Below are 23546 nucleotides of genomic sequence, written 5' to 3'. Positions count from 1 at the left end.
GGGACGGCAACCGGTCAAGGCTGCCACGACGTTGCCTGACGATCCAGTGCGAAGGACTTCGGCATGCGGGGCGCGGGGCGCCGAGACCAGCGGACCCGCAGCGGTCGGCGGGGACCTGAACGGATCCGCAGCCGACCCGGCGTCAGGCCGGCACGACCACCCGGAAGCGGTCCGGCAGGGCGATCAGCGCGGTCGAGAGGTCGAGCAGTGCGGCGGCACACTCGTCGAGGGCGTCACGGTCGGCAGCGTCCACCGCACGCTCGACGATCTCGACCCGTCGTCGCCGGTCGACCACGGCATCGATGCCGTTCGCCAGGGCGACGTCGTCGGTGAAGAACATGTCGAGCACGATGCGCTGCGACAGCAACCAGTCGCCGCTGACCGACGACCCGCGGCGGCGCAGGTACCAGGCCCCGAGTTCGACGAAGGCACCGGCTTCGGTCCAGCACTCGCGCAGCCACGCCTTGTCGAACCGGTCCTGGTACCCGACAGAGGTCGACGGCGGATCGACGAGCAGGGCCTGGGCGATCCGCAGGCGCTCGATCATCTGGTCGACCGACCAGTGCGAGATCACGACCCCGACGTACCGCTGGACCGTGACGAGCTGCAGCGACTCGAGGGTCACGAGGGCTTCGCGCACGGGCGTGCGCGACACCCGCATGTCCGACGCCAGGGTGTCGAGCCGCAGACGCTGCCCGCGGCGGTACTCCCCCCGCAGGACGTTGTCGAGCAGACGCAGGAACACCGCGTCGCGCAGCAGACTGCGGCGTAGGCCGTGGGGGTCGAGGTCGCCGGCCCCGGCGCGCATGGGGGTGTGCTCCATCACCCCAGGGTCACGCACGGGCGGTGCCCCCGAGGCGGGGACGGTCGCCGCCGTGGATCGTGGTCGCCGGTGTCGCGCTGTGGAGGAGTGCCATGGAGGAACAGTGACAGCGCTGCGACGGCGGCGCTAAACACTCTGAATACAGAATGTCAGGCCGCCGCCGCGTGCCTCACTCCCGGTCCGACTTCGCGTCCCCGGTGAGCACCGAGAGCGGTTGGGTGACGTCCTCCAACCCCTTCCGTGCGGCGTCGACCCCGAATATCAACGCCACCACGCCGCCGCCGATCATCACCGCGGATCCGAGCAGGTACCCCCAGAACAGCGGCTCCCGCGACGAGCCGTCCCCGATGAAGGCGCCGTAGATGGCCGGCGCGATCGCACCGAAGATCTGTGCCAGGGCAAAGAAGTACGAGATGGCCTGCGACCGCAGCTCGAGCGGGAAGATCTCGCTGACGGTCAGGTAGGCGCTCGACGCCCCGGCGGAGGCGAAGAAGAACGAGAGGCACCAGAACGCGACCTGCACCGTCGCCGAGATCGCGTCGGCCCGGAACAGGAACGCCGACGTGGCGAGCACGAGCCCGGACACCAGGTACGTCAGGAAGATCATCTGCCGGCGCCCCCAGGTGTCGAAGAAGCGGCCGAGGATGATCGGACCGAGCAGGTTGCCGATCGCGAACGGGAAGAAGTAGACCGCCGTCTCCGCCGTCTTCAGGCCGAAGAAGTTCGTGAGCACCAGGGCGTAGGTGAAGAAGATCGCGTTGTACAGGAACGCCTGCGTGATCATCATCGTCGCGCCGACGAGCGTGCGGGTCGGGTACTGCTTCAGCAGCACGCGCGCGATGGTCAGGAAGCCGACGCGATCGCTCGGCGTGACCGTCATCGCCTTCGACGGGTCGACGTCCGGCAGCTTCGTCCCGGTGGTCTGCTCCACCGACTCCTCGATGCGGGCGACGGTGGCCTCGGCCTCCTCCTCGCGCCCGTGCGTCATCAACCACCGCGGACTCTCCGGGATGTGCCGTCGCAGGAAGATGATCGCGATGCCGAGCACTGGGCCGAGGAAGAACCCGATGCGCCAGCCGACGTCCTCGGCGAAGTAGGACGTGTCGAGCAGGTAGATGTTCGCGAACGCGCCGAGTGCGGCACCGCCCCAGTACGTGCCGTTGATGGCGATGTCGACGTGCCCGCGGTACTTCGCCGGGATGAGCTCGTCGATCGCCGAGTTGATCGCGGCGTACTCGCCGCCGATGCCGAGTCCCGCGACGAACCGGAAGGCCGCCAGGAACCAGAAGTCCTGGGCGAGGCCCGCGATGCCCGAACCGATCAGGTAGATCGCCAACGTCAGGATGAACAGCTTGCGGCGGCCCAACCGGTCGGACATCCGTCCGAACACGAGTGCACCGACGACCTGGCCGACCAGGTAGATGGTGCCCAGCGACGTCACCTGCTGTGTCGACAGGTTCAGGTCGGCCTGGAACCCCGCGTTCGACACGATCTGGATCTCCAGACCGTCGAGGATCCACGAGATGCCGAGTCCGACGACGACGCTCCAGTGGAACCGGGTCCACGGCAAGCGGTCCATCCTGGCGGGCACCAGGCTCTTGATGGTTGCGTTCGCGCTGCTCACGAAAGGGGACCGTACGCCGAGATCGCCGATGTGGTTCAGATGCGGAACGAGGAACCGGGGACGGAGCCGGATCCCCCTACTTCGAATCCGGCTCCGTCGCCGGGATCTCCATGATCGCGGGTGCTGTGGAAACCCACAAGCGGTCTGGAGGCACGGTGCCAGCTGGCACCGTGCCTCCAGACCGCAACGGCGTAACGTCCAGAACGTGACCCGACCCGACATCCGCACGGTCGGCGAGCTCCGCACCTCTGGTCACGTCCAGAAGACGGTCCGCGCCGAGATCCGCGACAACCTGCTCACCGCCCTCCGCCAGGGCACCGATCCGTGGCCCGGCCTGCACGGCTTCGAGACCACCGTCATCCCCCAGCTCGAACGCGCCCTGATCGCCGGCCACGACGTCGTCCTGCTCGGCGAGCGCGGCCAGGGCAAGACCCGCCTGCTCCGCACCCTGCAGGGGCTGCTCGACGAGTGGACCCCGGTCATCACGGGCTCCGAGCTCGGCGAGCACCCGTACGAACCGATCACCACCGCGAGCATCCGGCGTGCCGACGACCTCGGCGACGCCCTGCCGATCAGCTGGCGGCACCGCGACGACCGCTACGTCGAGAAGCTCGCGACGCCGGACACGAGCGTGGCCGACCTGATCGGCGACGTCGACCCGATGAAGGTCGCCGAGGGCCGCAGCCTGGGCGACCCGGAGACCATCCACTTCGGGCTCGTCCCCCGTGGACACCGTGGCATCGTCGCGATCAACGAGCTGCCCGACCTGGCCGAACGCATCCAGGTCGCGATGCTCAACGTGATGGAGGAGCGCGACGTCCAGATCCGCGGCTACGTGCTGCGGCTGCCGCTCGACGTGCTCGTCGTGGCGAGTGCGAACCCCGAGGACTACACGAACCGCGGCCGGATCATCACGCCGCTGAAGGACCGCTTCGGCGCCGAGATCCGCACGCACTACCCGATCGAACTCGACGACGAGATCGCCGTCATCCGGCAGGAGGCCCAGCTGACAGCGGAGGTCCCCGATGCCCTGATCGAGATCCTCGCCCGGTTCACCCGGGCACTGCGTGATTCGAGCGCCGTCGACCAGCGCAGTGGCGTGAGCGCCCGGTTCGCGATCGCCGGCGCCGAGACCGTGTCCGCCGCCGCCGTGCACCGCGCCGCACGCCAGGGCGAGGACGAGGCGGTCGCCCGGCCGATCGACCTCGAGACCGCGGTGGACGTCCTCGGCGGCAAGATCGAGTTCGAGAACGGCGAAGAGGACCGTGCCGACGAGGTCCTCGCGCACCTGCTCCGCACCGCGACCGCCGAGACCGTGCGCTCCCGGTTCACGGGCCTCGACTTCGCGGTGCTCGTGGACGCGCTCGACGGCGGCACGATGGTGACCACGGGCGAGCAGGTCAGCGCCCGGACATTCCTCGAGGGCCTGCCGTCGATCGGCGAGTCCGACCTGTACGACCAGGTGTGCGACCGGATGGGTGCCACGAACGACGGCGAACGGGCCGGCGCGATCGAACTCGCCCTCGAGGGACTGTTCCTGGCCCGGCGCATCAGCAAGGAATCCGGCGGGGGCGAAGCCGTCTATGGCTAGGCAGAACCGGCGCCTGACGCGCGACACCCGGTACGGCCGGTACACCGACGGACCCGACCCGCTCGCCGCCCCGGTCGACCTGGCCGAGGCGCTCGACGCCATCGGGCAGGACGTGATGGGCGGCACGTCGCCCGAGCGCGCGATGCGGGAGTTCCTGCGGCGCGGAGGCCGGACGCAGCGTGGTCTCGACGACCTGGCCCGACGGGTGGCCGAGCGCCGCCGCGAGCTGACGAGCAAGAACAACCTCGACGGCACCCTGCAGCAGGTGCGCGAGCTCCTGGACCAGGCGCTGCTCGCCGAGCGCGGGGAGCTCGCCCGCAACATCGACCTCGACGACGGCGACCGGGCCCTGGCCGAACTGCAGCTCGACAGCCTGTCACCCTCCCCCGCCGCCGCGGTGCAGGAACTCGGCGACTACGACTGGACGAGCCCGACCGCGCGCCAGAAGTACGACGAGATCAAGGACCTGCTCGGCCGCGAGGTGCTCGACCAGCGCTTCGCCGGCATGAAACAGGCGCTCGAGGGTGCCACCGACCAGGACCGGGCCGCCGTCAGCGCGATGATGCAGGACCTCAACGCCCTGCTCGACGCGCACGCCCGCGGCGAGGACACCCAGCAGCAGTTCGACGACTTCATGGACCAGCACGGCACTGTGCTCTTCGGTACGACAGCCTTCCCGTCGAACCCTGCGAACGTCGACGAGCTGCTCGACGACCTGGCAGCCCGAGCGGCCGCGGCGCAGCGCATGCGCAACTCGATGACCCAGGAGCAGCGGGACGAACTCGACGCCCTCGCCCAGCAGGCCTTCGGCTCCCCCGACCTGATGGGGCAGCTGTCCCAGCTCGACGGCACCCTGCGCGCGCTGCGTCCCGGCGAGGACTGGGGCGGATCCGAGCGCATGGAGGGCGAACAGGGCCTCGGGCTGGGCGACGGCACCGGGGTGTTCCAGGACATCGCGGACCTCGACGCCCTCGCCGACCAGCTCGCCCAGTCCGGGCCGGGCTCCGAGCTCGACGACCTGGACCTCGACGCGCTGTCCCGGCAGCTCGGCGACGAGGCGGCGGTCGACGCGAAGACCCTGCAGCGCCTCGAACAGGCGCTCCGGAACTCCGGGGCGATGCGCCGCGGTGCCGACGGGCAGCTCCGGCTCACCCCGAAGGCGATGCGGCAGCTCGGCAAGAGCCTGCTCAAGGACGTCGCCCAGCGGATGTCCGGCCGCCAGGGCGCGCGGGACCTCCGTCGCTCCGGTGCCGCCGGTGAACCCTCGGGGGCGTCACGGCAGTGGGCGTTCGGCGACACCGAGCCGTGGGACATCCCGCGCACGATCACGAACGCCGTGGTCCGGACGGCGGCCAGCGGTCGGCAGGGAGCCGGCGTGCACCTGAGCATCGAGGACGTCGAGGTGCAGGAGACCGAGGCCCGCACCCAGGCCTGCGTCGCGCTGCTCGTCGACACCTCGTTCTCGATGGCGATGGAGGACCGCTGGGTCCCGATGAAGCGCACGGCCCTGGCGCTGCACACCCTGGTGTCGACCCGGTTCCGCGGCGACGACCTGCAGCTCATCGCGTTCGGTCGCGAGGCCGAGGTGATGGACGTCGAACAGCTCGTGGGCCTCGACGCCATGTGGGACAAGGGCACGAACCTGCACCACGCCCTGCTGCTCGCGAACCGGCACTTCCGGAAGCACCCGACGGCGCAGCCGGTGCTCCTCATCGTCACCGACGGGGAACCGACCTCGCACCTCGAGCCGAACGGGCAAGTCTGGTTCGACTACCCGCCCGACCCGGTCACGATCGCACTGACGGTGCGGGAGCTCGAGAACGCCGGACGCCTCGGCGCCCAGACGACGTTCTTCCGGCTCGGCGAGGACCCGGGGCTCGCCCGGTTCATCGACGCGATGGCGAAGCGGGTGGACGGCAGTGTCGTCGCGCCGGACAACGACGACCTCGGAGTCGCCGTGGTCGGCTCGTACCTGGGCTCGCGTCGCGGGGCCGGCGGCGCACTCTTCCGCGACGACTGGGGGCTCTGAAACCGGCGACGGACGGCCTGGAGGCCCGTGGCGGGTCCGCCACGATCCTCCAGGCTGTGGACGGGGTGCGTCTAGAACAGCGGCCAGGGGACGGCGGGGCCGTCACCGGGCGGCGGCGGGAAGATCCCGACGGCGCGCAGGGCCGCGCAGCGCGCCCGGAGCGTGTCGATCTCCTCGTCCGTCAGGTGCTCGGCGAGCTCGTCGCCCAGGCCACCGCGCAGGGCTTCGGACACCCGGTCGAGCCCCTCGAGCTCGTCCGGCCCGAGTGGCTCCCCGATCCAGCCCCACAGGACCGTCCGGAGCTTGTGCTCGACGTGGAAGGTGAGCCCGTGGTCGACGCCGAAGCGGTGGCCGTCGGGCATCGCGAGCACGTGCCCGCCCTTGCGGTCGGCGTTGTTCACGACGACGTCGAAGACGGCCATCCGGCGCAGGGCCTCGGAGTCCTCGTGCACGAGCGTGACGGGCTGGTCGTCTTCGTCGATCGCCTCGAGCACGGGCAGCCAGGGCGAACCCGCTGCCTCGGCGAGCTCCGGCGTCACCAGGTCGACGGCGTCCTGCTCGGGGTCGACGTCCTGCCAGCGCTGCACCATCCCGGGACCGAACGGTCCGTCGCCCATCCAGGTCGGCGGGACGACGCTCCAGCCGAACGCCTCGGAGACCAGGTGCGCCGCGATCTCACGACCGGCGAGGGTGCCGTCCGGGAAGTCCCACAGCGGGCGCTCGCCCTCGACGGGCTTGTAGACGACGGTCCCACCGTCGAGTTCGGCGAGGAAGGTGGCGTTGGACGCCTCGCGGATGCGCGCCCGGATGGACAGCGGGCCGTCGCTCATGCGTCGCCGGGCGGACGACCGGCGGCGACGACCTCGCGCGTGCGTTCGACGAAGGCCCGGGCGGTGCCGACCGGGATCTTCACCTGGAACAGCTCGGCGGGCTCGGGGATCTCGACGACGGCCTCGATCTCGATGCCGTCCTCGCTCTCCTCGGACACGATCTCGACCTCGTCGTCGATCGGGTACGCCTCGATGACGACCTGCGCCGTGGACGGGTCGAAGCCCAGGCTCAGCGCACCGGCGTGGAACTCGGCCTCGACGGGCTGGTCGAGCGGCTCCGGGTCGCGGAGTTCGACCGGCACCGACGGCGGCACGCTGAAGCGGTTGTCGTCGACGGTCGCGACCTCGTCGAGGAGCTCGTCGATCTTGTCGGCGAGCACGGCGGTCTGCTCCTTCTCGAGCGCGACGCTGGTGACGCGCCGACCGGAACGGGCCTGGATGTAGAAGGCGCGCTCACCCGGACGGCCGATGGTGCCGACGACGAGGCGGTCCGGCCAGTCGAAGCCGTGGACGATGGTGGGCATACCCGCATTGTAGGAGCGCCCGGCTCCGCCCGTTCAGGGTCGGGCAGGGCCGGTCGCGGAGTCGGGGGCCGGGGACCCGCCGGCGGTGCCTGCACCGGGTTCCGGATGGCCCGCTCCACCGCCGACCGCGGCGTCCCCGGTGGGCGCCGGAGCGCTGCCCAGCCAGGACAGGTCACCGGACTCGGTGTTCGTCGCGACGACCTCGGGGCGGTGCTCGCCGTAGCGCACGACGGACACCGAGGCCGGGCCGACGCCGATGCGCTGGAACAGGTCGAGGTGCATGCCGAACGCATCGGCGAGCACGCTCTTGATGATGTCGCCGTGGCTCACCGCGACCCAGACCGCGCCGGGCCCGTGCTCCGCCTCGACCTCGGCGTCGATGCGTCGGACGGCCGCGACGGCCCGGGACTGCATCGTCTGCATGGACTCCCCGCCGGGGAACACGACCGCGCTCGGGTTCGCCTGCACCGTTCGCCAGAGGGGTTCCTTCGCCAGGTCGGCGAGGGTCCGGCCCTGCCACTGCCCGTAGTCGGCCTCGGTGATGCCCCGCTCGATCAGCAGATCGGACGCGCCGGAGTGCCGGGCGGTCTGTCGGTCCAGGATCACGCGGGCGGTCTGCCGGCAGCGCTCGAGCGGGCTCGACACCACGGCGACGACGGGCACCGCGGCGATGCGCTCCGCGGTGCGATCGGCCTGGGTGCGGCCGACGGCGTCGAGTCGCACGCCGGCGGTGCGTCCGGCGAGGACGCCGGTGGCGTTCGCGGTGGTGCGTCCGTGACGGACGAGGAGGACGGTCGCCATGCGCCCGATCCTAGGCGGCGGGACCAGCCGCCCCTGACGCGTTGCCCCACGGAACCGGCGCGTCGGCGCTCCGGTCGGTAGCGTCTCGGACATGCCGTTCTTCCGCGACGCTCCGCGCCCCACCACCCCGCCCACGCCGTCGAGGGTCCAGGCCGCGTGGTCCGACTCCGCCGGGCACTTCGCGACGCGCTGCCTGCAGCTCATCATCGTCGTGCTGGTCGTCGCCGGGATCGTCTGGGCGAGCAACATCCTGAGCGTCGTCACGATCCCCGTGCTCCTCGCCCTGATCATCGCGTCGGCCATGCACCCGGTGGTGTCCTGGCTGCGGAAGCACCGGGTGCCGTCGGTCCTGGCCACCCTCACGGTGCTCATCGGCGTGCTCGCGGTCCTCGGCCTGATCGGCTGGCTCATCGTCGTCGCGGTGGAGAACCAGTGGGCACAGCTGCAGAAGTCGGCGGTCGACGGGTTCCAGCAGCTGCAGGAGTTCGCGAAGAACCTGCCGTTCTCGATCTCGGACAAGCAGATCGACGACGCCGTCGCGGGCGCGTCCGACTTCGTCACGAGCGCACAGTTCGGCTCCGGTGCCCTCGCCGGTGCCTCGGCCACCGCCAACTTCCTGACCGGCCTGGTCCTGATGATCGTCGTGCTCTTCTTCTTCCTGAAGGACGGCCCGAGCATCTGGGAGTTCCTGCTCCGTCCGTTCACCGGCGAGCGCTACGCCCGCGCCCGTCGCGTCGGAGACCGTGTCGTCTCGACCCTCGGCGGCTACGTCCGCGGCACCGCGACGGTCGCCGCGGTCGACGCGATCGGCATCGGCGTCAGCATCGCGATCGTCGGCGTGCCCCTCGCCCTGCCGTTGGCCGTCATCGTCTTCATCACGGCGTTCATCCCGATCGTCGGTGCGACCGCGGCCGGCATCCTCGCCGCCCTCGTCGCGCTCGTGGCCCTCGGCCCACTGCAGGCACTCATCGTGATCGGCATCGTGATCGTCGTGAACCAGCTCGAGGGCAACTTCCTGCAGCCGGTCCTGATGGGTCGCACCCTCAAGCTGCACGGCCTCGTCATCCTGATCGGGCTGACCGCCGGCACCGTCCTCGCCGGCATCACCGGCGCCATCATCTCGGTGCCGCTGATCGCCGCCGCCTGGGGCGCGATCCTGGTCTGGGACGGCCCGAACACCCCGGCACGACCGTGGCGGAAGAAGCGCAACGAGGACGTCACCGCGCACGAGCTGCCGCAGGGCTGACCCGCGGAGCTGCTCCGGAGGGCGCGTTGCGGACATCCACTTCGCGCAACGGCCTTCCACCCAGCAGGATGGAGGAGTGCTCGTCTCCATCGTCTACATGAGCCGTGCCGTCGTCCCCTTCGACGACCAGGCCATGGCGGTGCTGCTCGCGGAGTCCCGGCTGCGCAACGAAGCGCTCGGGGTCTCCGGGCTCCTGCTCGCCAAGGGCGGCCGGTTCATGCAGCTGCTCGAGGGGCCGGCGTGGAGCGTGCAGGACCGGTACGACGTGATCGCGAAGGACCGACGGCACGGTGAGGTCAAGTCGCTGGTGCGCGAGGACATCGAACGCCGGCGGTTCGACGGCTGGTCGATGGCCTACCGTGCGCTCGACGACTCGGACATCCGGTCCGAGGAGGGCTTCAGTCCCTTCCTGTCAGGCACGATGGACTTCCCGCGGTCGTTCGACCGCACGAGTGCCGCGTGGCTGCTGAAGTGGTTCCGCGACCGCGAACTGCACGACCTCTGACCCGCCGGCAGCGCCGCACCCGCATGCCGCGCCGCACCCAGCGGTTCAGTCGGTCCCGAACGCGTCCTCGACGACGGCGAGCAGCCGGTCGCGGTGCTTCGGGTCCGCCGTCGCCGCGATCACCACACGCCACATCGTCGCCACGGCCGGCATCAGGTCGGTGCGCCGGGTCCGGACGTCGGAGACGAGCTGCACACCGGTGAAGTACGGCACCACGGTCGACCCGAGCTGCTCCGCGGTCAGGTCCGTCCGGAGTTCCCCGCTCGCGACCGCCAACCGGAACACGTCGATGATCCCACCGATCCACTGCTCGTAGAAGCTCAGCGTCGCGGTCTGGAACTCCCCGCGCTCCAGCGACAGCCGGATCCCGGCCCGCACGATCGGGTCGGTCCGGAGCAGATCGGCGATGCCGTGCGACGCCCCGATCAGCGCGGCGACGGGCGAACTGTCGGTGTGGCTGACGACGTCGAAGGTGCGGGCGTTCTGCTCACCGATGACGCCGAGCGCCAGGGCGAGCTTCGTCGGGAAGTGGAAGTGCAGGGTGCCCTGCGAGACGCCCGCCGTGCGGGCGACGCCCGCGATCGTCGCGCCGGCGAAGCCGACGCGGTCGAACTCCTCCGCCGCGGCCACCAGGATCTGCTCACGTCGTTCCACGGGACCAGTCTCACAGCCTGGAGGCGCGGCACCTGCTGGCACCGCGCCTCCGTTCCAAGGTGGTGCGTCTCAGGCCGCGTGCCGACCGAGCGTGATGCGCTCCTCGGGCAGGTCCTGCAGGTCGCGCCCACGGAACCAGCGGAGCAGCCAGTCGGCGGGCGTGCCCGCCACCCCGGTCGGGAGACCGGTGCGGTCGCTGAGGAAGGTGCTGAAGCCGGGCTCGTCACGGAGCTCGTCCCCGGTCGGGCTGCCGAACGCCATCGCCCAGCCGTCGAACCGGCGCGTGGCGATGGACTCGCGCGACAGCGACTTCACGCCGGTGTGCCGCGGATCGCGCTCGATGGCGGCGAAGCGGTCCTCGACGCTCCAGACCGGACCCTCGAGCACCTGCATGAAACGGCCGCCCTTGGCGAGCAGGAGCCCGGAGACGCCGAGCGCGTGGTTGCGGAGGCGCGCCTCGCGCAGCATGGCGACCAGCTGGGCGTCGGTCAGGTCGTCGACGGCGACGGACATGTAGACGAGTGATGTGAGTGCTGTCATCGACTTCAGTCTGGGTCGCGGTCGCCGGAGGGGTCAACGCGTCGTCCGCACACCGCACCGGACGGTGCGGCATGCGGACGACGGGCGGGCTGTCGGGTTCCGGGTTCCGGGTTTCGATCAGGTGAGCGCGAGGAGGTTGTTGACCTGCTCGTTGACCCCGGTCAGCGTCGAGATCGGCTTGCCGTTCGCGTAGACGTCGTCGAATGCGGGCTGCAGCAGGGCCTGCACGTCGGCGGGGTTCTTCGTGACCGGGAACAGGAACGTGGTGTCCTCCTCGACCTGCCGGGTGAACGCCGAGACGTCCAGGCCGCGTTTCCGGAACGACGCGACGGCTGACTCTGTGCCCGCGGGACGAGCGGGGAAGACGATGCCGCTCTCACCGACGATCCGCTGCGCTTCGTCGCTGCCGAGGAACGCCACCCACTTCGCCGCGGCCTCGGGGTCCTTCGCCTGCTTCGTGATCGAGTCGCCGAGCCCGTTGAACATCGACGCACGGTGACCCGACGGGCCGATCGGGGTCGGGGCGACCGCGACGTCGAGGTCCTCCATGCCGAGGTACGAACCGATCATCCACGAGCCGTTGAACGACAGCGCGCACTTGCCGGCGCCGAGCTGGACCTCGGGCCCGGTCGTGGTGGAGAACACCCCGTACTTCGCCATGTAGCCCTTCTCGGCCAACCGGTAGTACCAGGCGAGGGTGTCCTGCACGACCCGCTCGTCGTAGCGGAACCGGTCGCCCCACGGGTTCTCGTTCGTGTAGAACCAGTCGACCGAGCCGGTGAACGGCGACCACTGGGTCTGTCCGAAGCCGTCGCCGCCCGACCCGTTCGACGAGATGCCGTAGACGGCGACGTCGTCCTTGTCGAAGCCGTCCTCGTCCCCACGTCGGCCCTTGGAGTCCACGGTCAGCCGCGCGAGCATCCGCTCGAACGTGCCGCCGTCGTCCGGGTTCCACTCGAGCGACCCGAGCTCCTCGGCGGAGACCCCCGCCTTCGCCATCGCCTTCTTGTCGTAGAACATCGCGACGGTGTCCCAGTCCTTCGGGGAGCCGTAGCGGTGGCCGTCCTGGCCCTTCCACAGTTCGGCGAGCCCGGACTGGTAGTCGTCGTCACGGATCCCCTTCGTGGCGTCGAGCTCGTCGAGTCCGTAGAGCACGTCGAGGTCGGCGTACTGCGGGAACTTCGTCAGGTGGTCGGTGAAGACGTCGGGCGCGGTGCCGGCGATGAAGCCCGCGGTGAGCTTGGTCCAGTAGTCGTTCCACCCGAGCTGGGTGATCTTCACGGTGATGTCCGGGTTCGCGCGGTGGAACGCGTCGGCGACGGCCTGGTAGGCGGGCTGCTGGTTGGCGTCCCAGAGCCAGTAGCTCACGGTCCGCGCACCCGACCGGTTCGTGGTGCGCCGACCGGGCGACGAGCAGGCGGCGAGCGCGCCGAGGGCTAGTGCAGAGGCGCCGCCGGCGAACAGCGTGCGGCGGGTCAGTTGGTTCGTCATGGTGTTCGTCCTGTCCGGAAGCCGGGTCACTTGATCCCGGAGAAGCCGATGGAGTTGACGATCCGCTTGGCGAAGACGCCGAACAGCAGGATCATCGGGAGCGCCGCCACCAGGGTCGCGGCCATCAGCCCGGCCCAGTCGGTGCCGGACTGCGGGGTCTGCGACTTGAAGACGCCGAGCGCGACGGTCAGCACCCGCGAGCTGTCGGTGTACGACACCATGAGCGGCCAGAAGTAGTCGTTCCAGCTCGTGATGTACGTCAGCACGGCGAGGGTGGCGATCGGGGCCGCCGCCATCGGGATGACGAGCCGGAAGAACACGCGGACCTTCCCGGCGCCGTCGATGAGCGCCGCCTCTTCGACCTCCTTCGAGATGCCGAGGAAGAACTGCCGCAGGAAGAACACCGCGAACGGGGTCATGAACATCGTCGGCAGGGCGATGCCGAGCAGGTTGTCGACGAGCCCGAGCTGCTTGATGAGCGTGAAGTTCGGCAGCAGCGTGAAGATCGCGGGGACCATCAGCCCCGCCAGGAACACCCCGAACACCTTGTCGCGCCCGGGCCAGCGCAGCCGCGCGAAGGCGTAGGCGGCCGCTGCTGAGAAGAACACCTGGCCGACCGTGACGAGCGTCGACACCAGGATGGAGTTGAGCAGGTACCGCCAGAAGTTCAGCGCGGCGCCGGAGCCGCCCTGTGCCAGCGCCTCTTCGGTGGACTGCAGACCGAAGACCCGCTCGAACCCGCCCAGGCTGAACCCGACGGGCAGCAGCGAGGTGGGGTCGGAGTTGATCGCGGTGTTCGACGACAGCGCCGTCCGCAGGATCCAGTAGAACGGGAACAGGGTGACGACGATGACGAGGATCATCGCGACCCAGGCGAGCACCCGGCCGAGCGACGGGCGACGACGGTGGGCGGCGCCCATCCGCGGCGGGCGGGACGTGGTGACGGAGCGGGTGAGTGTCGTGGTCATGGCGCTTCCGTTCAGTCCAGGTCGGACTCACCCGAGCGGGTGAGGCGGTACTGGATGATCGTGATGATGCTGAGGACGATGAGGAGCGCGACCGAGACCGCGGACGCGTAGCCGAACTGGAACCGGCCGAACGCCAGGTTGTAGATGTAGTTCTGCACGACGTTCGTGGCGTTCGCGGGGCCGCCCTGTGTGGTGACGGCGACGGTGTCGAACACCTGGAACGACCCGATCACGGTGATGATCAGCACCAGGGACAGGATCGGGCGGAGCAGCGGCACCGTGATGCGCCAGAACATCTTCCACTCGCTCGCACCGTCGATGCGTCCGGCCTCGTACACGGTCTCGGGCAGCGACTGCAGGCCGGCGAAGATGAGCAGTGCCGTGTAGCCTACGTGCCGCCAGACGTTGATGAGCGCGATCGAGGGGATGCCCCAGACGTCGCTCTGCAGGAACGGGATGCGGTCGAGGCCGAGTGCGGCGAGCATCTCGTTGCCGATGCCGAGCTGGGTGTCGAGGATCCAGAGCCAGACGAGGGCGGCGACGACGTTCGACACCAGGTAGGGCGCGAGCACGATGCCGCGCACGAACGTCGACTTCGTCAGCCGGTGCATCATCACGGCGATGAACAGCGCGACGACGGTCTGGATGACGATGTTGATGAGCACGTACTCGACCGTCACCACCATCGAGTGCCAGAAGATCGAGTCCTGCACCAGTCGGGCGTAGTTCTGCAGGCCGGTGAACTCGGGCTCGGTGAGCAGGTTGTACGACGTGAAGCTCAGGTAGATGCCCCGCACGGTCGGCCAGGCGAGGAACACCGCGAAGCCGACGGCAGCCGGCGCGATGAAGACGAGCGCGAGCCACAGGTCGTTCCTGGGGCGGCGCGGCGGGGACGTGGTGCGGGCGGGGTCGGCGGACCGACTCCTCCGCCTCGTGCTGGTGGCCGTCAAGGGTGACGACACAGGGCTCTCGGTGACCATCGCGACTCCTTCGTCTGCGGTGGACTGACGTGCAGCAGTCCGTGAGCCGGGAATCTACACGTGGGGACCACCGCAGGCAAGAGTCTTTTTCCGGGCTGTGGACAGGGGTTGTCACGTGTAGACAGCGTGTGTCAGGATGGCCCTCGATCGCATCGGAGCGACCCGCTCGGCGACGCATCCCACACCTCGGAAAGGTCACTGATGATCTCTGTCGGAATGGTCGGCGCGGGCCAGTTCGCCCCCCAGTTCGCCAAGCTGTTCAAGCTCCACCCCGACGTCGACCGGGTCTACGTCACGGACCTCGTCGACGAGCGCGCGTCCGAACTCGTCGAGGCACAGCACCTCGACGGCACGTTCGACGACTTCGACGCCGTGCTCGCCTCGGACGTCGACGCCGTCGCGATCTTCACGCAGCGCTGGACCCACGGCCCGCTCGTGGTCAAGGCCCTGCGCGCGGGCAAGCACGTGTACTCCGCCGTGCCGATGGCGATCTCCGTCGACGAGATCCGCGACATCATCGAGGCGGTCCGTGAGACCGGCCTCACCTACATGATGGGCGAGACGAGCTACTACAACCCCGCGACGGTGTTCGCCCGCAAGCAGGTGGCCGAGGGCGCCTTCGGCCGGGTGTTCTACTCCGAGGGCGACTACGTGCACGACATGGACCTCGGCTTCTACGCCGCGTACCAGTACAGCGGCGGTGACGACTGGAAGCGCACCGCCAGCTACCCGCCCATGCTCTACCCGACCCACTCGGTCGGCGGGGTCCTCGGCGCGATCCCCGGGCATGCGGTCAGCGTCAGCTGCATCGGCATCAAGGACGACCGCGGCGACGGCGTCTTCGACAAGGACGTCAGCCAGTTCGACAACGACTTCTCGAACGCCACGGCCCTGTTCGAGCTCGACAACGGCGGGGTGATGCGGATCAACGAGATGCGCCGCGTCGGCTACCCGTCGCACATCCGCGAGTCCCGCTTCCGCTACTTCGGCACCGAGGCGAGCTTCGAGCAGCTGGCGAAGGTCAGCGTCTGGCAGGACAAGGAGGACTCGCACGACATCAGCGACAAGATCAACACGCAGGCGACGATGTCGCTCGACGACCCGCGTCTGGCCGACGTCGACCCGTCCCTGCGTGAGGCCTTCGTCTCCGGCTACGCCGAGGTCCACGACACCGACCGCCTGCCCGCCGAGTACGACGGCGTGCCGACCGGACACGAGGGCAGCCACCAGTTCCTCGCCGACGACTTCGTCCGCGCCGTCGTCGACCGGACCCTGCCGCCGGTGAACGCCTGGACCGCCGCACGCTTCACCCTGCCCGGCATCATCGCCCACCAGTCCGCGCTGCAGGGCGGCGCCCGTCTCGAGGTGCCGGACTTCGGTGACGCCCCCGAGACGACGAGCGCTGCGGCGACGAGCGCTGCGACGACGAACGCACCGGCGTCAGCAGGCAGCACGGCGTCGACTACGATCGCGTCCGAGTAACACGTGTCGTTCGGGTGCCGGTCCTCGCGGGCCGGCACCCGAACGACGCTCCCGGACCCGACGAAGGTGGCACCCGTGACCGTCCCGACGAACCCGAGGGCGGTCACCCGTGCGGACGTCGCCCGCTACGCCGGTGTCAGCACCTCCGTCGTCAGCTACGTCGTGCACGATGGACCCCGCCCCGTCGCCCCCGCCACCGCCGCCCGGGTGCGCGAGGCCATCCGGGTCCTCGGCTACCGCCCGAACGCGAGTGCCCAGGCCCTGCGCACCGGGTCGTCGAAGATGCTCGGCCTGATCGTGCCGGAGCTCGACAACCCGTTCTGGTCCGAGCTCGCCGTCGCCGTCACGCACGCCGCCGCCGCGCGTGGGTACGACGTCCTGCTCGCCAACAGCGACGGTGACGCGGCCCAGGAGCGCGAGCGGCTCCGCAGCCTCTCCGCCCGCCAGGTCGACGGCGTCATCGTCACGAGCATCATGACCCACCCGGACCTGTCGACCGTGACCGACCCCGGTCTGCCGATGGTCCTGCTCAACACGTTCTTCGAGGTCCCCGAGTACGCCAGCATCGGGGTCGACGCCCTGCGCGGGGCCCTCGACGGCACCCGGCACCTGGTCGAGCACGGCTACGGGTCCATCGGCCTCGTGATGGGCCACACCGGGTCGATGGAGCTCCGTGAACAGGGCTGGATGCGCGCCCTCCGCGAGGCCGGCCTGCCCGACGGCCCCATCGTCCGCACCGCCTTCACCCGACGCGGCGGGTACGAGGCCGGCCTCCGCATGTTCGCCGACGACACCGGACCACGGGCCGTCTTCGTCAGCTCCGACATGCAGGCGATCGGCGTGATGCGCGCACTGTGGGAACTCGGGCTGCGCGTCCCGGAGGACGTCGCGATCGTGTCGTTCGACGGCGCAGCCGAGGCGGACTACACGAACCCGCAGCTCACCACGGTCCGGCAGCCGATCGAGACGATGGCCGTCGCCGCGGTCGACCGCGTGCTCGGTCTCGACGCCGACAACCAGTGGCACCGTGACCTGGTCCCCGCCGAGTTGGTCCTGGGCGCGAGTTGCGGGTGCGACGTGCGTCGCTGACGCACCCACCGACGGCCTGGAGGCACGGGGCGGGGCCGCGATGGGCCTCCTGTCCGTCAGCCGGTCGCGTTCAGGACGCCGGCGCCATGACGGCGCGGAGGCGCGCGGTCGGGATGCGCTGCTGCGCATCCATCGTCACTGCGGCGGCCTCGACCGCCTCGCCGCTCTCGGCGTCGACGAACCGCAGGTCCGACGGCCGCTCGGACGGGCGGTGCCGGTCGGCCCAGCCGCCGAGGGCGAGCAGCACGAGCGACAGGTCGCGGCCGGCGTCGGTCAGGACGTACTCCTCGCGGGCACGTGCCCCCTCGGGCTTGTAGGTCGTGCGCTCGAGCACTCCCCCGTCGACGAGTGAGGCCAGCCGTGCGGTCAGGACCTCGCGCGGGACGCCGAGGCTCTGCTGGAACTGACTGAAGCGGGTCGAGCCGCCGACGGCATCGCGGACGATCATGAGCGTCCACTTCTCGCCGAGGACGTCGAGGGAGCGTGCGATGGGGCAGCGCTCGTCGCCGCCGAGGATGCCGAGCATGTGTTCATCCTAGCTGGGTTCGATTTCCGGACACAACGTGCTAGGTTCGGATTCCGTACTCAACTTCTCTCGTCTGGAGCACTCATGACCGACCTCACCAACGCCGTCGTCCTCGTCACCGGAGCGAACGGCGGCCTCGGCGCCGAGTTCGTCCGCCAGGCCCTGGAGCGTGGCGCCACGAAGGTCTACGCGACCGCCCGCAACCCGCGTACCTGGGACGACGAGCGCATCGTCCCGCTCACCCTCGACGTCACGAGCCAGGAGAGCGTCGACGCCGCGGCCCGCACCGCAGCCGACGTGACCATCGTCGTGAACAACGCCGGGATCGCCGGCTCCGACCCGCTCGTCGACGTCTCCGTCGAGGAGGTCGAGCGCATCTTCGCCACCAACGTCTTCGGTGCACTCCGCGTCGCCAAGGCCTTCGCCCCCTCGATCGCCAACGGTGCGCTGATCGACGTGCACTCCGCCCTGAGCTGGGTCGCCCTCGCCGGCGCGTACTCGGCGTCGAAGGCCGCGTTCTGGTCGATCACGAACTCCCTGCGCCTCGAGCTCGCACCCCAGGGCACCCAGGTCGTCGGCGCCCACCTCGGCTACACCGACACGGGCATGATCGCCGACCTCGACGTCGAGAAGTCCGACCCCGCCGACATCGTCCGGTCGATCTGGGACGCTGTCGAAGCCGGCGAGCACGAGGTCCTCGCCGACCAGGTCAGCCGCGACGTCCGTGCCGGTCTGAGCGCCCCGCTCACCGCGCTCTACCCGATGCTCGCCAGCGCCTGAGACCTGTCCTCGTCGGGACGGTGACGGTTCTGGTTCACGAACACCCGGGTTCGTGAACCAGAACCGTCAGTCGCCTCGTCCTGCTACTCGCTCCTCTGCCTGTACCCTGAGCCGATGACAGCGGGCGCAACGTCAGAGCGGCGCACGGGGTGGACATCGGCGAGGCGGATCTGCGCGTTCTGGGCCACCGCGGCGCTCGGCGTCCTCCCGGCGTGGGGCTCGTGGATGTGGCTCTACCTCGCATCCGACGAAGACGCCCGCGGGACCGCGCACGACCGATCCTGGCCGAACGCAGCCGTCCTCTCGCTCGGCGGGATCCCGCTGCTCATCGCCCACGTCGTCGGCCTGGCCGTGCTGGTCACCCTCGCCGCTCGGGCCAGACGCTCCATGGGTTCTGCGGCCGCGCTGGGCGTCATCGTGCTCCTCGGGGATTCGCTCATCGGACTCGGACTGTCGCTGCTGCTCACCGGCGGCCAGGTCGTCGTCACGCCACAACCGTTCCAGCCGTGAGCGCGTCGCCGGTCAGCCGCCCGCGCCGCGGTCGGTGATCCGACGATTCGTGGCGGTGATGGCGGCGCGCTCGTCGTCGGACAGGCCGCCGGCATGCAGGATCCGGCCCAGCACGTCGCTCTTGCGCTCGATGTAGTCGTCCATGTCCTCGGCCTCGGTGGCCGCACGGCGTTTCACGGCGGCGTACTCGTCACGCAGCACCGGGTCGGCACGCAGCACGTCGCGGACGGCGAGGTGGTTCCGCAGAGCGAGCGACCCGGCTGCGACGACGTAGGTGTTCGTCGGGGCGAAGCGCTCCGGAGCCTGGAACGTCTGTCGCCCCGGGACCCCCAGTTCACCGCGCGGCTCGAAGCCGATCGTCGCCAGTGCCGCCACTGCAGCGGGGACGTCGGACGCGTCCACCACGACGTCGACGTCGAGCACGGGCTTCGCCGCCAGGCCCGGCACGGACGTGCTGCCCACGTGCTCGATGCTCCGGAACGGCACGTCGGCGGCCTCGAGCGCAGCGGCGTACGCACCGTGCAGTTGCCGGAACCGCTCGGGCCAGGTCGGTCGGTACTCGACAACCTCGATCACGGGGCCGACGTCGGCGCGAGGAGCTGGAACATGACATGGTCGCGCCAGACCCCGTCGATCTTGATGTACTCCGGCGCGAAGCCGTACCGGGTGAAGCCGGCCGACTCGAGTGCGCGCTGCGAGCCGACGTTCTCGGGCAGGGTCTCGGCCTGCACGCGGTGCAGGCGGAGCCCGTCGAAGGCGTGGGCCGCAGCGGCTCGCACCGCACGGGACGCGTGCCCCTGGCGCGTGCGGTCGGCGCGGATCCAGTAGCCCATCGCGCACGACTGCAGGGCGCCGCGCGTGACGCCGCTCAGCGTGATGCGGCCGAGGAGTTCCCCGTCGGTCGACTCGATGACGAACGGCACCGCGTTGCCGGCACGCTGCGCGGCGAGAGCCTGCGTGATGACGTCCCGCTGGCCGGACTCCGTGTAGTACGACGGCGCTCGGGCCGGCTCCCACGGTCGCAGGAACTCGGCGTTCGCGCTGATGACCGCAGCCAGGACGGCCGCGTCGTCGAGGCGGAGTGGGCGCAACCGTGTGTCCATCGCGGAGGGTGTGGGATTCGAACCCACGAGACATCTCTGCCCACCTGTTTTCAAGACAGGCTCCATCGGCCGCTCGGACAACCCTCCAGTGACGCGACCACGTGGCGAGACGTGATCGCGTCCCGGGAAGTCTACCCGGGCCTCCAGGCAGGGGTGCGCGCGAGCGCGGACTAACGGGGCAGGGAGTCGAGCGCCGCTGCCAGGCCGTCGTCGGTGATGCCGCCGGTGAGCTCGTTGCCGGCGTCGACGACGTCGTCGGGCGCCTGGCCCATGACGACGCCGCGACCGGAGGTCGAGGCCCAGCGGAGCATGTCGATGTCGTTGCGGCCATCACCCGCGGCGAAGACGCGGGATCGCGGGATGTCGAGCCACTCGCGCACACGCTCCATCGCGGTGGCCTTCGTCACGCCCTCGGGAGCGATGTCGAGCCACGACGTCCAGCCGACGGAGTACGAGACCTTGTGCAGGCCCATCTGCTCGACGATCTGCAGGAAGTCCTCGGTGTCGTGACCGGGCGAGATGACGACGACACGGGTGGCCTCGACGCCGAGCAGCCGCTCGAACGGCACGTGCTCGCCCGCGACGGTCATCGTGTCGTCGGGGAAGTTGCCGGACAGCAGGAAGTGGCCGGTCTCGTCCTCGACCCCGAAGGCGGCGTTCTCGAGCGCTCCGTGGATGGTCTGCAGCACCTCGGACGGGTCGAACCGCTCGACGTGTTCGCGCACGTAGGAGCCGTCGGCGCGGCGGGCCAGGATGAGCGCTCCGTTCGCGCACACCAGGTACTTCGGACGGATGCCGAGGGTCTCGAGCAGGGGCACGGTCATGCCCTCGCTGCGACCGGTGGAGAGCATGACCTCGTGCCCGGCGGCCTCGGCGTCGCGCACGGCGGCGACCACCGCCTCGGTGATGACACCGTCCTCGCGCATGGTGGTGCCGTCGATGTCGAGCGCGACGAGCCAGCGCTTGGTGCGGGCGGGCGCGTCAGTGCCCGCACTCTGCGAGGTGCCGTCCACGAACCGTCCCTGGGTGCTCATCGGGGCTCGATCACCTCGACGCCGCCGAGGTAGGGGCGCAGCACCTCGGGCACGACGACGGATCCGTCGGCCTGCTGGTGCGTCTCGAGGATCGCGACGATCCAGCGGGTGGTGGCGAGCGTGCCGTTGAGGGTGGCGACCGGGGCGGTCTTGCCGCTCTCGGTGCGGTACCGGATGTCGAGGCGGCGGGCCTGGTAGGTCGTGCAGTTCGATGTCGAGGTGAGCTCGCGGAACGTGCCCTGCGTCGGGACCCAGGCCTCGATGTCGTACTTCTTCGCCGCGCTCGTGCCGAGGTCGCCGGCGGCGACGTCGATCACGCGGTAGTGGAGTCCGAGGTCCTGGAGCATCTGCTCCTGGTGGGCGACGAGGCGCTCGTGCTCGGCCTCGGCCTGGTCCGGGTTGACGTAGGCGAACATCTCGAGCTTGTTGAACTGGTGCACGCGGAGGATGCCGCGGTTGTCCTTGCCCGCCGAACCGGCCTCACGCCGGTAGCAGGTCGACCAGCCGGCGTAGCGGTGGGCCTGGCCTTCCTCGAGCGGCAGGATCTCGTCGGCGTGGAACCCGGCGAGGGCGACCTCGCTCGTGCCCGTCAGGTACAGGTCGTCGGCCTCGAGCCGGTAGACCTCGGCCGCGTGCTCACCGAGGAACCCGGTGCCGGCCATCGTCTCGGGGCGGACGAGCGTCGGGGTGATGAGCGGCTCGAAGCCGGCGGCGATCGCACGGTCGAGCCCGAGCGACATCAGCGCGATCTCGAGCCGGGCACCCATGCCACGCAGGAAGTAGAAGCGTGATCCGGAGACCTTCACGCCACGCGGGATGTCGATGATGCCGAGGTGCTCGCCGAGGTCGGCGTGGTCCTTCGGCTCGAAGTCGAACTCGGGCTTGGTGCCGACGGTGCGGAGCGTGACGAAGTCGTCCTCGCCGCCCTCGGGCACCCCGGGGAGCACGACGTTCGGGATGCCGCGGACGACGGTGTTGAAGGTGTCCTCGGCCGCGGTGACGGCGGCCTGCGCCTCCTTCACCTTTGCGGCGAGGGCCTGGGCCTGCTGCACGAGCGCGGCCTTCTCGTCCTTCGGGGCCTTGGCGACGGTCTTGCCGAAGGCGTTCTGCTCGGCGCGGAGCGACTCGAACGAGGTGAGCGCGCTGCGGCGGGCGGAATCGGCGGCGACGGCTTCGTCGACGACGGACACGGAGGCACCGCGTGCCTGCTGTGAAGCCTTGATGACGTCCGGGTTGTCGCGAAGCAGCTGTGGATCGATCACTCGCCCCATCCTAGACGGGGCAACCGCACGCAGCCTCGATCGGTACCGTGGACGTATGTCGACCCCTTCGGAGACCGCGCCCGCGGACCAGGACGCCCTCCCCACCGAGCAGCGGACGGCCGCGGTGGTCTACAACCCGGTCAAGGTCCACCTGCCGACCCTCAAGCGCACGGTCCAGGAACACCAGGAGCAGGCCGGCTGGGCCGAGACCCTGTGGTTCGAGACCTCGGAAGAGGACCCGGGCGGCGGCATGGCACGCGCAGCGATCGAGGCCGGTGCCGACGTCGTCGCCGCGGCCGGTGGCGACGGCACGGTCCGCGCGGTCGCCGAGGTCGTGCATGAGGCCGGTTCGACCCTCGCGCTGCTGCCGAGCGGCACCGGCAACCTCCTCGCGCGCAACATGAAGCTGCCCCTCGACGACCTGGCCGCGAGCGTCCGGACCATCTTCCACGGCGACGACCGGAAGATCGACTTCGGCATGCTCAAGGTCGAACGCCCCGGCGGCGAACGCGAACGCTTCGGATTCCTGGTGATGGCGGGTCTCGGACTCGACGCCCGGATGCTCGTGAACACCCGGCCCGAGCTGAAGAAGAAGGTCGGCTGGCTCGCCTACGTCGACTCGCTGTTCCGTTCGGTGCGCGACGCCAACGCGTTCGAGTTCCGCTACCAGCTCGACGACGACGGCACCCACTCGCTCCGCGCGCACTCCCTGATCGTCGGCAACTGCGGCATGCTGCAGGCCGGCGCGATCCTGCTCCCGGACGCCGAGATCGACGACGGGGTGTTCGACATCGCCGTGATGCGTCCCCGCGGCTTCTTCGGCTGGGTCCGGATCGGCGCGCGGGTGTTCTGGGAGAACGGGATCCTGCGGGCGTTCCGTCGCTCGTCCCTGGGCAAGACCGCGGTGGGCAAGAAGATCGTCTCGAAGTCGCGCGAGGAACGCCCCCTGCGTTACCTGCGCGGGCAGGAGTTCACGGCCCGGCTCGAGCGGCCCGACGAGTTCGAGATCGACGGCGACCCGGTGGGCGAGGTCATCGCCTTCCGGTCGCGCATCGATCCGATGGGCCTCGCCGTGCGCGTGCCGGACCCGGCGGACGACCGCCACGGCTCCCGCCAGGTGCCCTGAGCCGAGTCGGGTGGGTGGGCCCGCCGCG

Annotated in this window: 24 protein-coding genes and 1 tRNA gene; 9 read left to right on the top strand and 16 right to left on the bottom strand. The window is 70.2% G+C overall.

Annotated elements, in window-relative coordinates:
* Positions 1-142 precede the first annotated feature (142 nt).
* The gene (locus KK087_RS01080; RefSeq protein WP_214545333.1) at positions 143-823 is read right to left on the bottom strand and encodes a GntR family transcriptional regulator; all 681 of its coding nucleotides are present in this window, start codon (positions 821-823) and stop codon (positions 143-145) included.
* A gap of 169 nt (positions 824-992) precedes the next feature.
* Positions 993-2447 carry an MFS transporter gene (locus tag KK087_RS01075; protein WP_307859906.1) on the bottom strand — a complete coding sequence of 485 codons (1455 nt, stop codon included), beginning with the start codon at positions 2445-2447 and terminating at the stop codon, positions 993-995.
* Positions 2448-2652: 205 nt separating this feature from the next.
* Between KK087_RS01075 and KK087_RS01070 the strand changes: the two genes are divergently transcribed.
* Both KK087_RS01070 and KK087_RS01065 read left to right on the top strand, forming a co-directional pair.
* Positions 2653-4038: a MoxR family ATPase gene (locus tag KK087_RS01070; protein WP_214563919.1), complete on the top strand. Its 1386-nt coding sequence runs from the start codon at positions 2653-2655 to the stop codon at positions 4036-4038.
* Positions 4031-6067: a vWA domain-containing protein gene (locus KK087_RS01065; protein WP_214563918.1), complete on the top strand. Its 2037-nt coding sequence runs from the start codon at positions 4031-4033 to the stop codon at positions 6065-6067. Before KK087_RS01070 ends, KK087_RS01065 begins: the two co-directional genes overlap by 8 nt.
* 71 nt (positions 6068-6138) lie before the next feature.
* Here the strand turns inward: KK087_RS01065 and KK087_RS01060 are convergent, their stop codons facing one another.
* From KK087_RS01060 to KK087_RS01050, 3 genes are read right to left on the bottom strand one after another with little or no spacing between them, the layout of a single operon-like run.
* Entirely contained in the window at positions 6139-6897 is a 759-nt protein-coding gene (locus tag KK087_RS01060) for an Rv2133c family protein (protein ID WP_214563917.1), read from the bottom strand.
* The gene (locus tag KK087_RS01055) at positions 6894-7421 is read right to left on the bottom strand and encodes an Rv2134c family protein (protein WP_214563916.1); all 528 of its coding nucleotides are present in this window, start codon (positions 7419-7421) and stop codon (positions 6894-6896) included. Before KK087_RS01055 ends, KK087_RS01060 begins: the two co-directional genes overlap by 4 nt.
* Before the next feature lie 33 nt (positions 7422-7454).
* Positions 7455-8222, bottom strand: coding sequence for an Rv2135c family putative phosphatase (locus tag KK087_RS01050; protein WP_214563915.1), 768 nt, complete (start codon positions 8220-8222; stop codon positions 7455-7457).
* A gap of 91 nt (positions 8223-8313) precedes the next feature.
* Between KK087_RS01050 and KK087_RS01045 the strand changes: the two genes are divergently transcribed.
* Complete coding sequence (locus KK087_RS01045) at positions 8314-9468, top strand: AI-2E family transporter (RefSeq protein WP_214563914.1); 1155 nt, start codon at positions 8314-8316, stop codon at positions 9466-9468.
* A 76-nt stretch (positions 9469-9544) separates the two neighbouring features.
* Positions 9545-9973 carry a BLUF domain-containing protein gene (locus tag KK087_RS01040; RefSeq protein WP_110865510.1) on the top strand — a complete coding sequence of 143 codons (429 nt, stop codon included), beginning with the start codon at positions 9545-9547 and terminating at the stop codon, positions 9971-9973.
* Between the two features lie 45 nt (positions 9974-10018).
* Here the strand turns inward: KK087_RS01040 and KK087_RS01035 are convergent, their stop codons facing one another.
* The 5 genes from KK087_RS01035 to KK087_RS01015 all read right to left on the bottom strand — a co-directional run bounded on the left by KK087_RS01035 (position 10019) and on the right by KK087_RS01015 (position 14606).
* Positions 10019-10627, bottom strand: a complete 609-nt coding sequence (locus tag KK087_RS01035) for a ScbR family autoregulator-binding transcription factor (protein ID WP_214563913.1) — start codon at positions 10625-10627, stop codon at positions 10019-10021.
* Positions 10628-10696: 69 nt separating this feature from the next.
* Entirely contained in the window at positions 10697-11167 is a 471-nt protein-coding gene (locus KK087_RS01030) for a BLUF domain-containing protein (protein ID WP_214563912.1), read from the bottom strand.
* Positions 11168-11284: 117 nt separating this feature from the next.
* The gene (locus tag KK087_RS01025; protein WP_214563911.1) at positions 11285-12658 is read right to left on the bottom strand and encodes an ABC transporter substrate-binding protein; all 1374 of its coding nucleotides are present in this window, start codon (positions 12656-12658) and stop codon (positions 11285-11287) included.
* Between the two features lie 26 nt (positions 12659-12684).
* Complete coding sequence (locus KK087_RS01020; protein ID WP_214545340.1) at positions 12685-13626, bottom strand: carbohydrate ABC transporter permease; 942 nt, start codon at positions 13624-13626, stop codon at positions 12685-12687.
* Between the two features lie 11 nt (positions 13627-13637).
* A complete protein-coding gene (locus KK087_RS01015; protein ID WP_250893376.1) occupies positions 13638-14606 on the bottom strand; it encodes a carbohydrate ABC transporter permease in 969 nt (322 codons plus the stop codon).
* 201 nt (positions 14607-14807) lie between these two features.
* On the opposite strand from KK087_RS01015, the gene KK087_RS01010 reads away from it, so the two are divergent.
* Positions 14808-16088 carry a Gfo/Idh/MocA family protein gene (locus tag KK087_RS01010; RefSeq protein WP_439647677.1) on the top strand — a complete coding sequence of 427 codons (1281 nt, stop codon included), beginning with the start codon at positions 14808-14810 and terminating at the stop codon, positions 16086-16088.
* A gap of 66 nt (positions 16089-16154) precedes the next feature.
* A complete protein-coding gene (locus tag KK087_RS01005; RefSeq protein WP_439647659.1) occupies positions 16155-17177 on the top strand; it encodes a LacI family DNA-binding transcriptional regulator in 1023 nt (340 codons plus the stop codon).
* Positions 17178-17247: 70 nt separating this feature from the next.
* Here KK087_RS01005 and KK087_RS01000 read toward each other — a convergent pair whose 3' ends face one another.
* Positions 17248-17703 (bottom strand): winged helix-turn-helix transcriptional regulator, encoded by a 456-nt coding sequence (locus KK087_RS01000; RefSeq protein ID WP_214563910.1) that lies wholly within the window; start codon positions 17701-17703, stop codon positions 17248-17250.
* Between the two features lie 84 nt (positions 17704-17787).
* On the opposite strand from KK087_RS01000, the gene KK087_RS00995 reads away from it, so the two are divergent.
* Entirely contained in the window at positions 17788-18483 is a 696-nt protein-coding gene (locus KK087_RS00995; RefSeq protein WP_214531231.1) for an SDR family oxidoreductase, read from the top strand.
* Between the two features lie 114 nt (positions 18484-18597).
* Positions 18598-18993, top strand: coding sequence for a hypothetical protein (locus tag KK087_RS00990; protein ID WP_214531233.1), 396 nt, complete (start codon positions 18598-18600; stop codon positions 18991-18993).
* Positions 18994-19005: 12 nt separating this feature from the next.
* Here the strand turns inward: KK087_RS00990 and KK087_RS00985 are convergent, their stop codons facing one another.
* From KK087_RS00985 to serS, 5 genes are all read right to left on the bottom strand, one after another.
* A complete protein-coding gene (locus KK087_RS00985) occupies positions 19006-19569 on the bottom strand; it encodes a GrpB family protein (RefSeq protein ID WP_214563909.1) in 564 nt (187 codons plus the stop codon).
* Positions 19566-20084 carry a GNAT family N-acetyltransferase gene (locus tag KK087_RS00980; protein WP_250900691.1) on the bottom strand — a complete coding sequence of 173 codons (519 nt, stop codon included), beginning with the start codon at positions 20082-20084 and terminating at the stop codon, positions 19566-19568. The genes KK087_RS00985 and KK087_RS00980 overlap by 4 nt, the downstream gene beginning before the upstream one ends.
* Positions 20085-20098: 14 nt before the next feature.
* Positions 20099-20183, bottom strand: a tRNA-Ser gene (locus tag KK087_RS00975).
* Positions 20184-20266: 83 nt separating this feature from the next.
* The gene (locus KK087_RS00970) at positions 20267-21130 is read right to left on the bottom strand and encodes an HAD family hydrolase (protein WP_214545344.1); all 864 of its coding nucleotides are present in this window, start codon (positions 21128-21130) and stop codon (positions 20267-20269) included.
* Positions 21127-22392, bottom strand: a complete 1266-nt coding sequence (serS, locus tag KK087_RS00965; RefSeq protein ID WP_214563907.1) for a serine--tRNA ligase — start codon at positions 22390-22392, stop codon at positions 21127-21129. Before serS ends, KK087_RS00970 begins: the two co-directional genes overlap by 4 nt.
* Positions 22393-22447: 55 nt before the next feature.
* Here serS and KK087_RS00960 point away from each other — a divergent pair, with 55 nt between their 5' ends.
* Complete coding sequence (locus KK087_RS00960) at positions 22448-23518, top strand: diacylglycerol/lipid kinase family protein (RefSeq protein ID WP_214563906.1); 1071 nt, start codon at positions 22448-22450, stop codon at positions 23516-23518.
* Positions 23519-23546: the final 28 nt, after the last annotated feature.

The organism is Curtobacterium aurantiacum, assembly GCF_018598555.1.
Taxonomy (GTDB): domain Bacteria; phylum Actinomycetota; class Actinomycetes; order Actinomycetales; family Microbacteriaceae; genus Curtobacterium; species Curtobacterium aurantiacum.
Note: the sequence above shows the minus strand (reverse complement) of the source record. Positions and strands in the feature narration are given on the sequence as shown.

Excerpts from the sequence above, each read along its gene's own strand:
- KK087_RS00970 (WP_214545344.1), bottom strand. The coding sequence starts at position 21,130 with ATGAGCACCCAGGGACGGTTCGTGGACGGCACCTCGCAGAGTGCGGGC.
- KK087_RS01060 (WP_214563917.1), bottom strand. The coding sequence starts at position 6,897 with ATGAGCGACGGCCCGCTGTCCATCCGGGCGCGCATCCGCGAGGCGTCC.
- KK087_RS01050 (WP_214563915.1), bottom strand. The coding sequence starts at position 8,222 with ATGGCGACCGTCCTCCTCGTCCGTCACGGACGCACCACCGCGAACGCC.
- KK087_RS01010 (WP_439647677.1), top strand. The coding sequence starts at position 14,808 with ATGATCTCTGTCGGAATGGTCGGCGCGGGCCAGTTCGCCCCCCAGTTC.
- KK087_RS01045 (WP_214563914.1), top strand. The coding sequence starts at position 8,314 with ATGCCGTTCTTCCGCGACGCTCCGCGCCCCACCACCCCGCCCACGCCG.
- KK087_RS00990 (WP_214531233.1), top strand. The coding sequence starts at position 18,598 with ATGACAGCGGGCGCAACGTCAGAGCGGCGCACGGGGTGGACATCGGCG.
- KK087_RS01000 (WP_214563910.1), bottom strand. The coding sequence starts at position 17,703 with ATGCTCGGCATCCTCGGCGGCGACGAGCGCTGCCCCATCGCACGCTCC.
- KK087_RS01030 (WP_214563912.1), bottom strand. The coding sequence starts at position 11,167 with ATGACAGCACTCACATCACTCGTCTACATGTCCGTCGCCGTCGACGAC.
- KK087_RS01025 (WP_214563911.1), bottom strand. The coding sequence starts at position 12,658 with ATGACGAACCAACTGACCCGCCGCACGCTGTTCGCCGGCGGCGCCTCT.
- KK087_RS00995 (WP_214531231.1), top strand. The coding sequence starts at position 17,788 with ATGACCGACCTCACCAACGCCGTCGTCCTCGTCACCGGAGCGAACGGC.
- KK087_RS01065 (WP_214563918.1), top strand. The coding sequence starts at position 4,031 with ATGGCTAGGCAGAACCGGCGCCTGACGCGCGACACCCGGTACGGCCGG.
- KK087_RS01015 (WP_250893376.1), bottom strand. The coding sequence starts at position 14,606 with ATGGTCACCGAGAGCCCTGTGTCGTCACCCTTGACGGCCACCAGCACG.
- KK087_RS00960 (WP_214563906.1), top strand. The coding sequence starts at position 22,448 with ATGTCGACCCCTTCGGAGACCGCGCCCGCGGACCAGGACGCCCTCCCC.
- KK087_RS01080 (WP_214545333.1), bottom strand. The coding sequence starts at position 823 with ATGGAGCACACCCCCATGCGCGCCGGGGCCGGCGACCTCGACCCCCAC.
- KK087_RS01020 (WP_214545340.1), bottom strand. The coding sequence starts at position 13,626 with ATGACCACGACACTCACCCGCTCCGTCACCACGTCCCGCCCGCCGCGG.
- KK087_RS01055 (WP_214563916.1), bottom strand. The coding sequence starts at position 7,421 with ATGCCCACCATCGTCCACGGCTTCGACTGGCCGGACCGCCTCGTCGTC.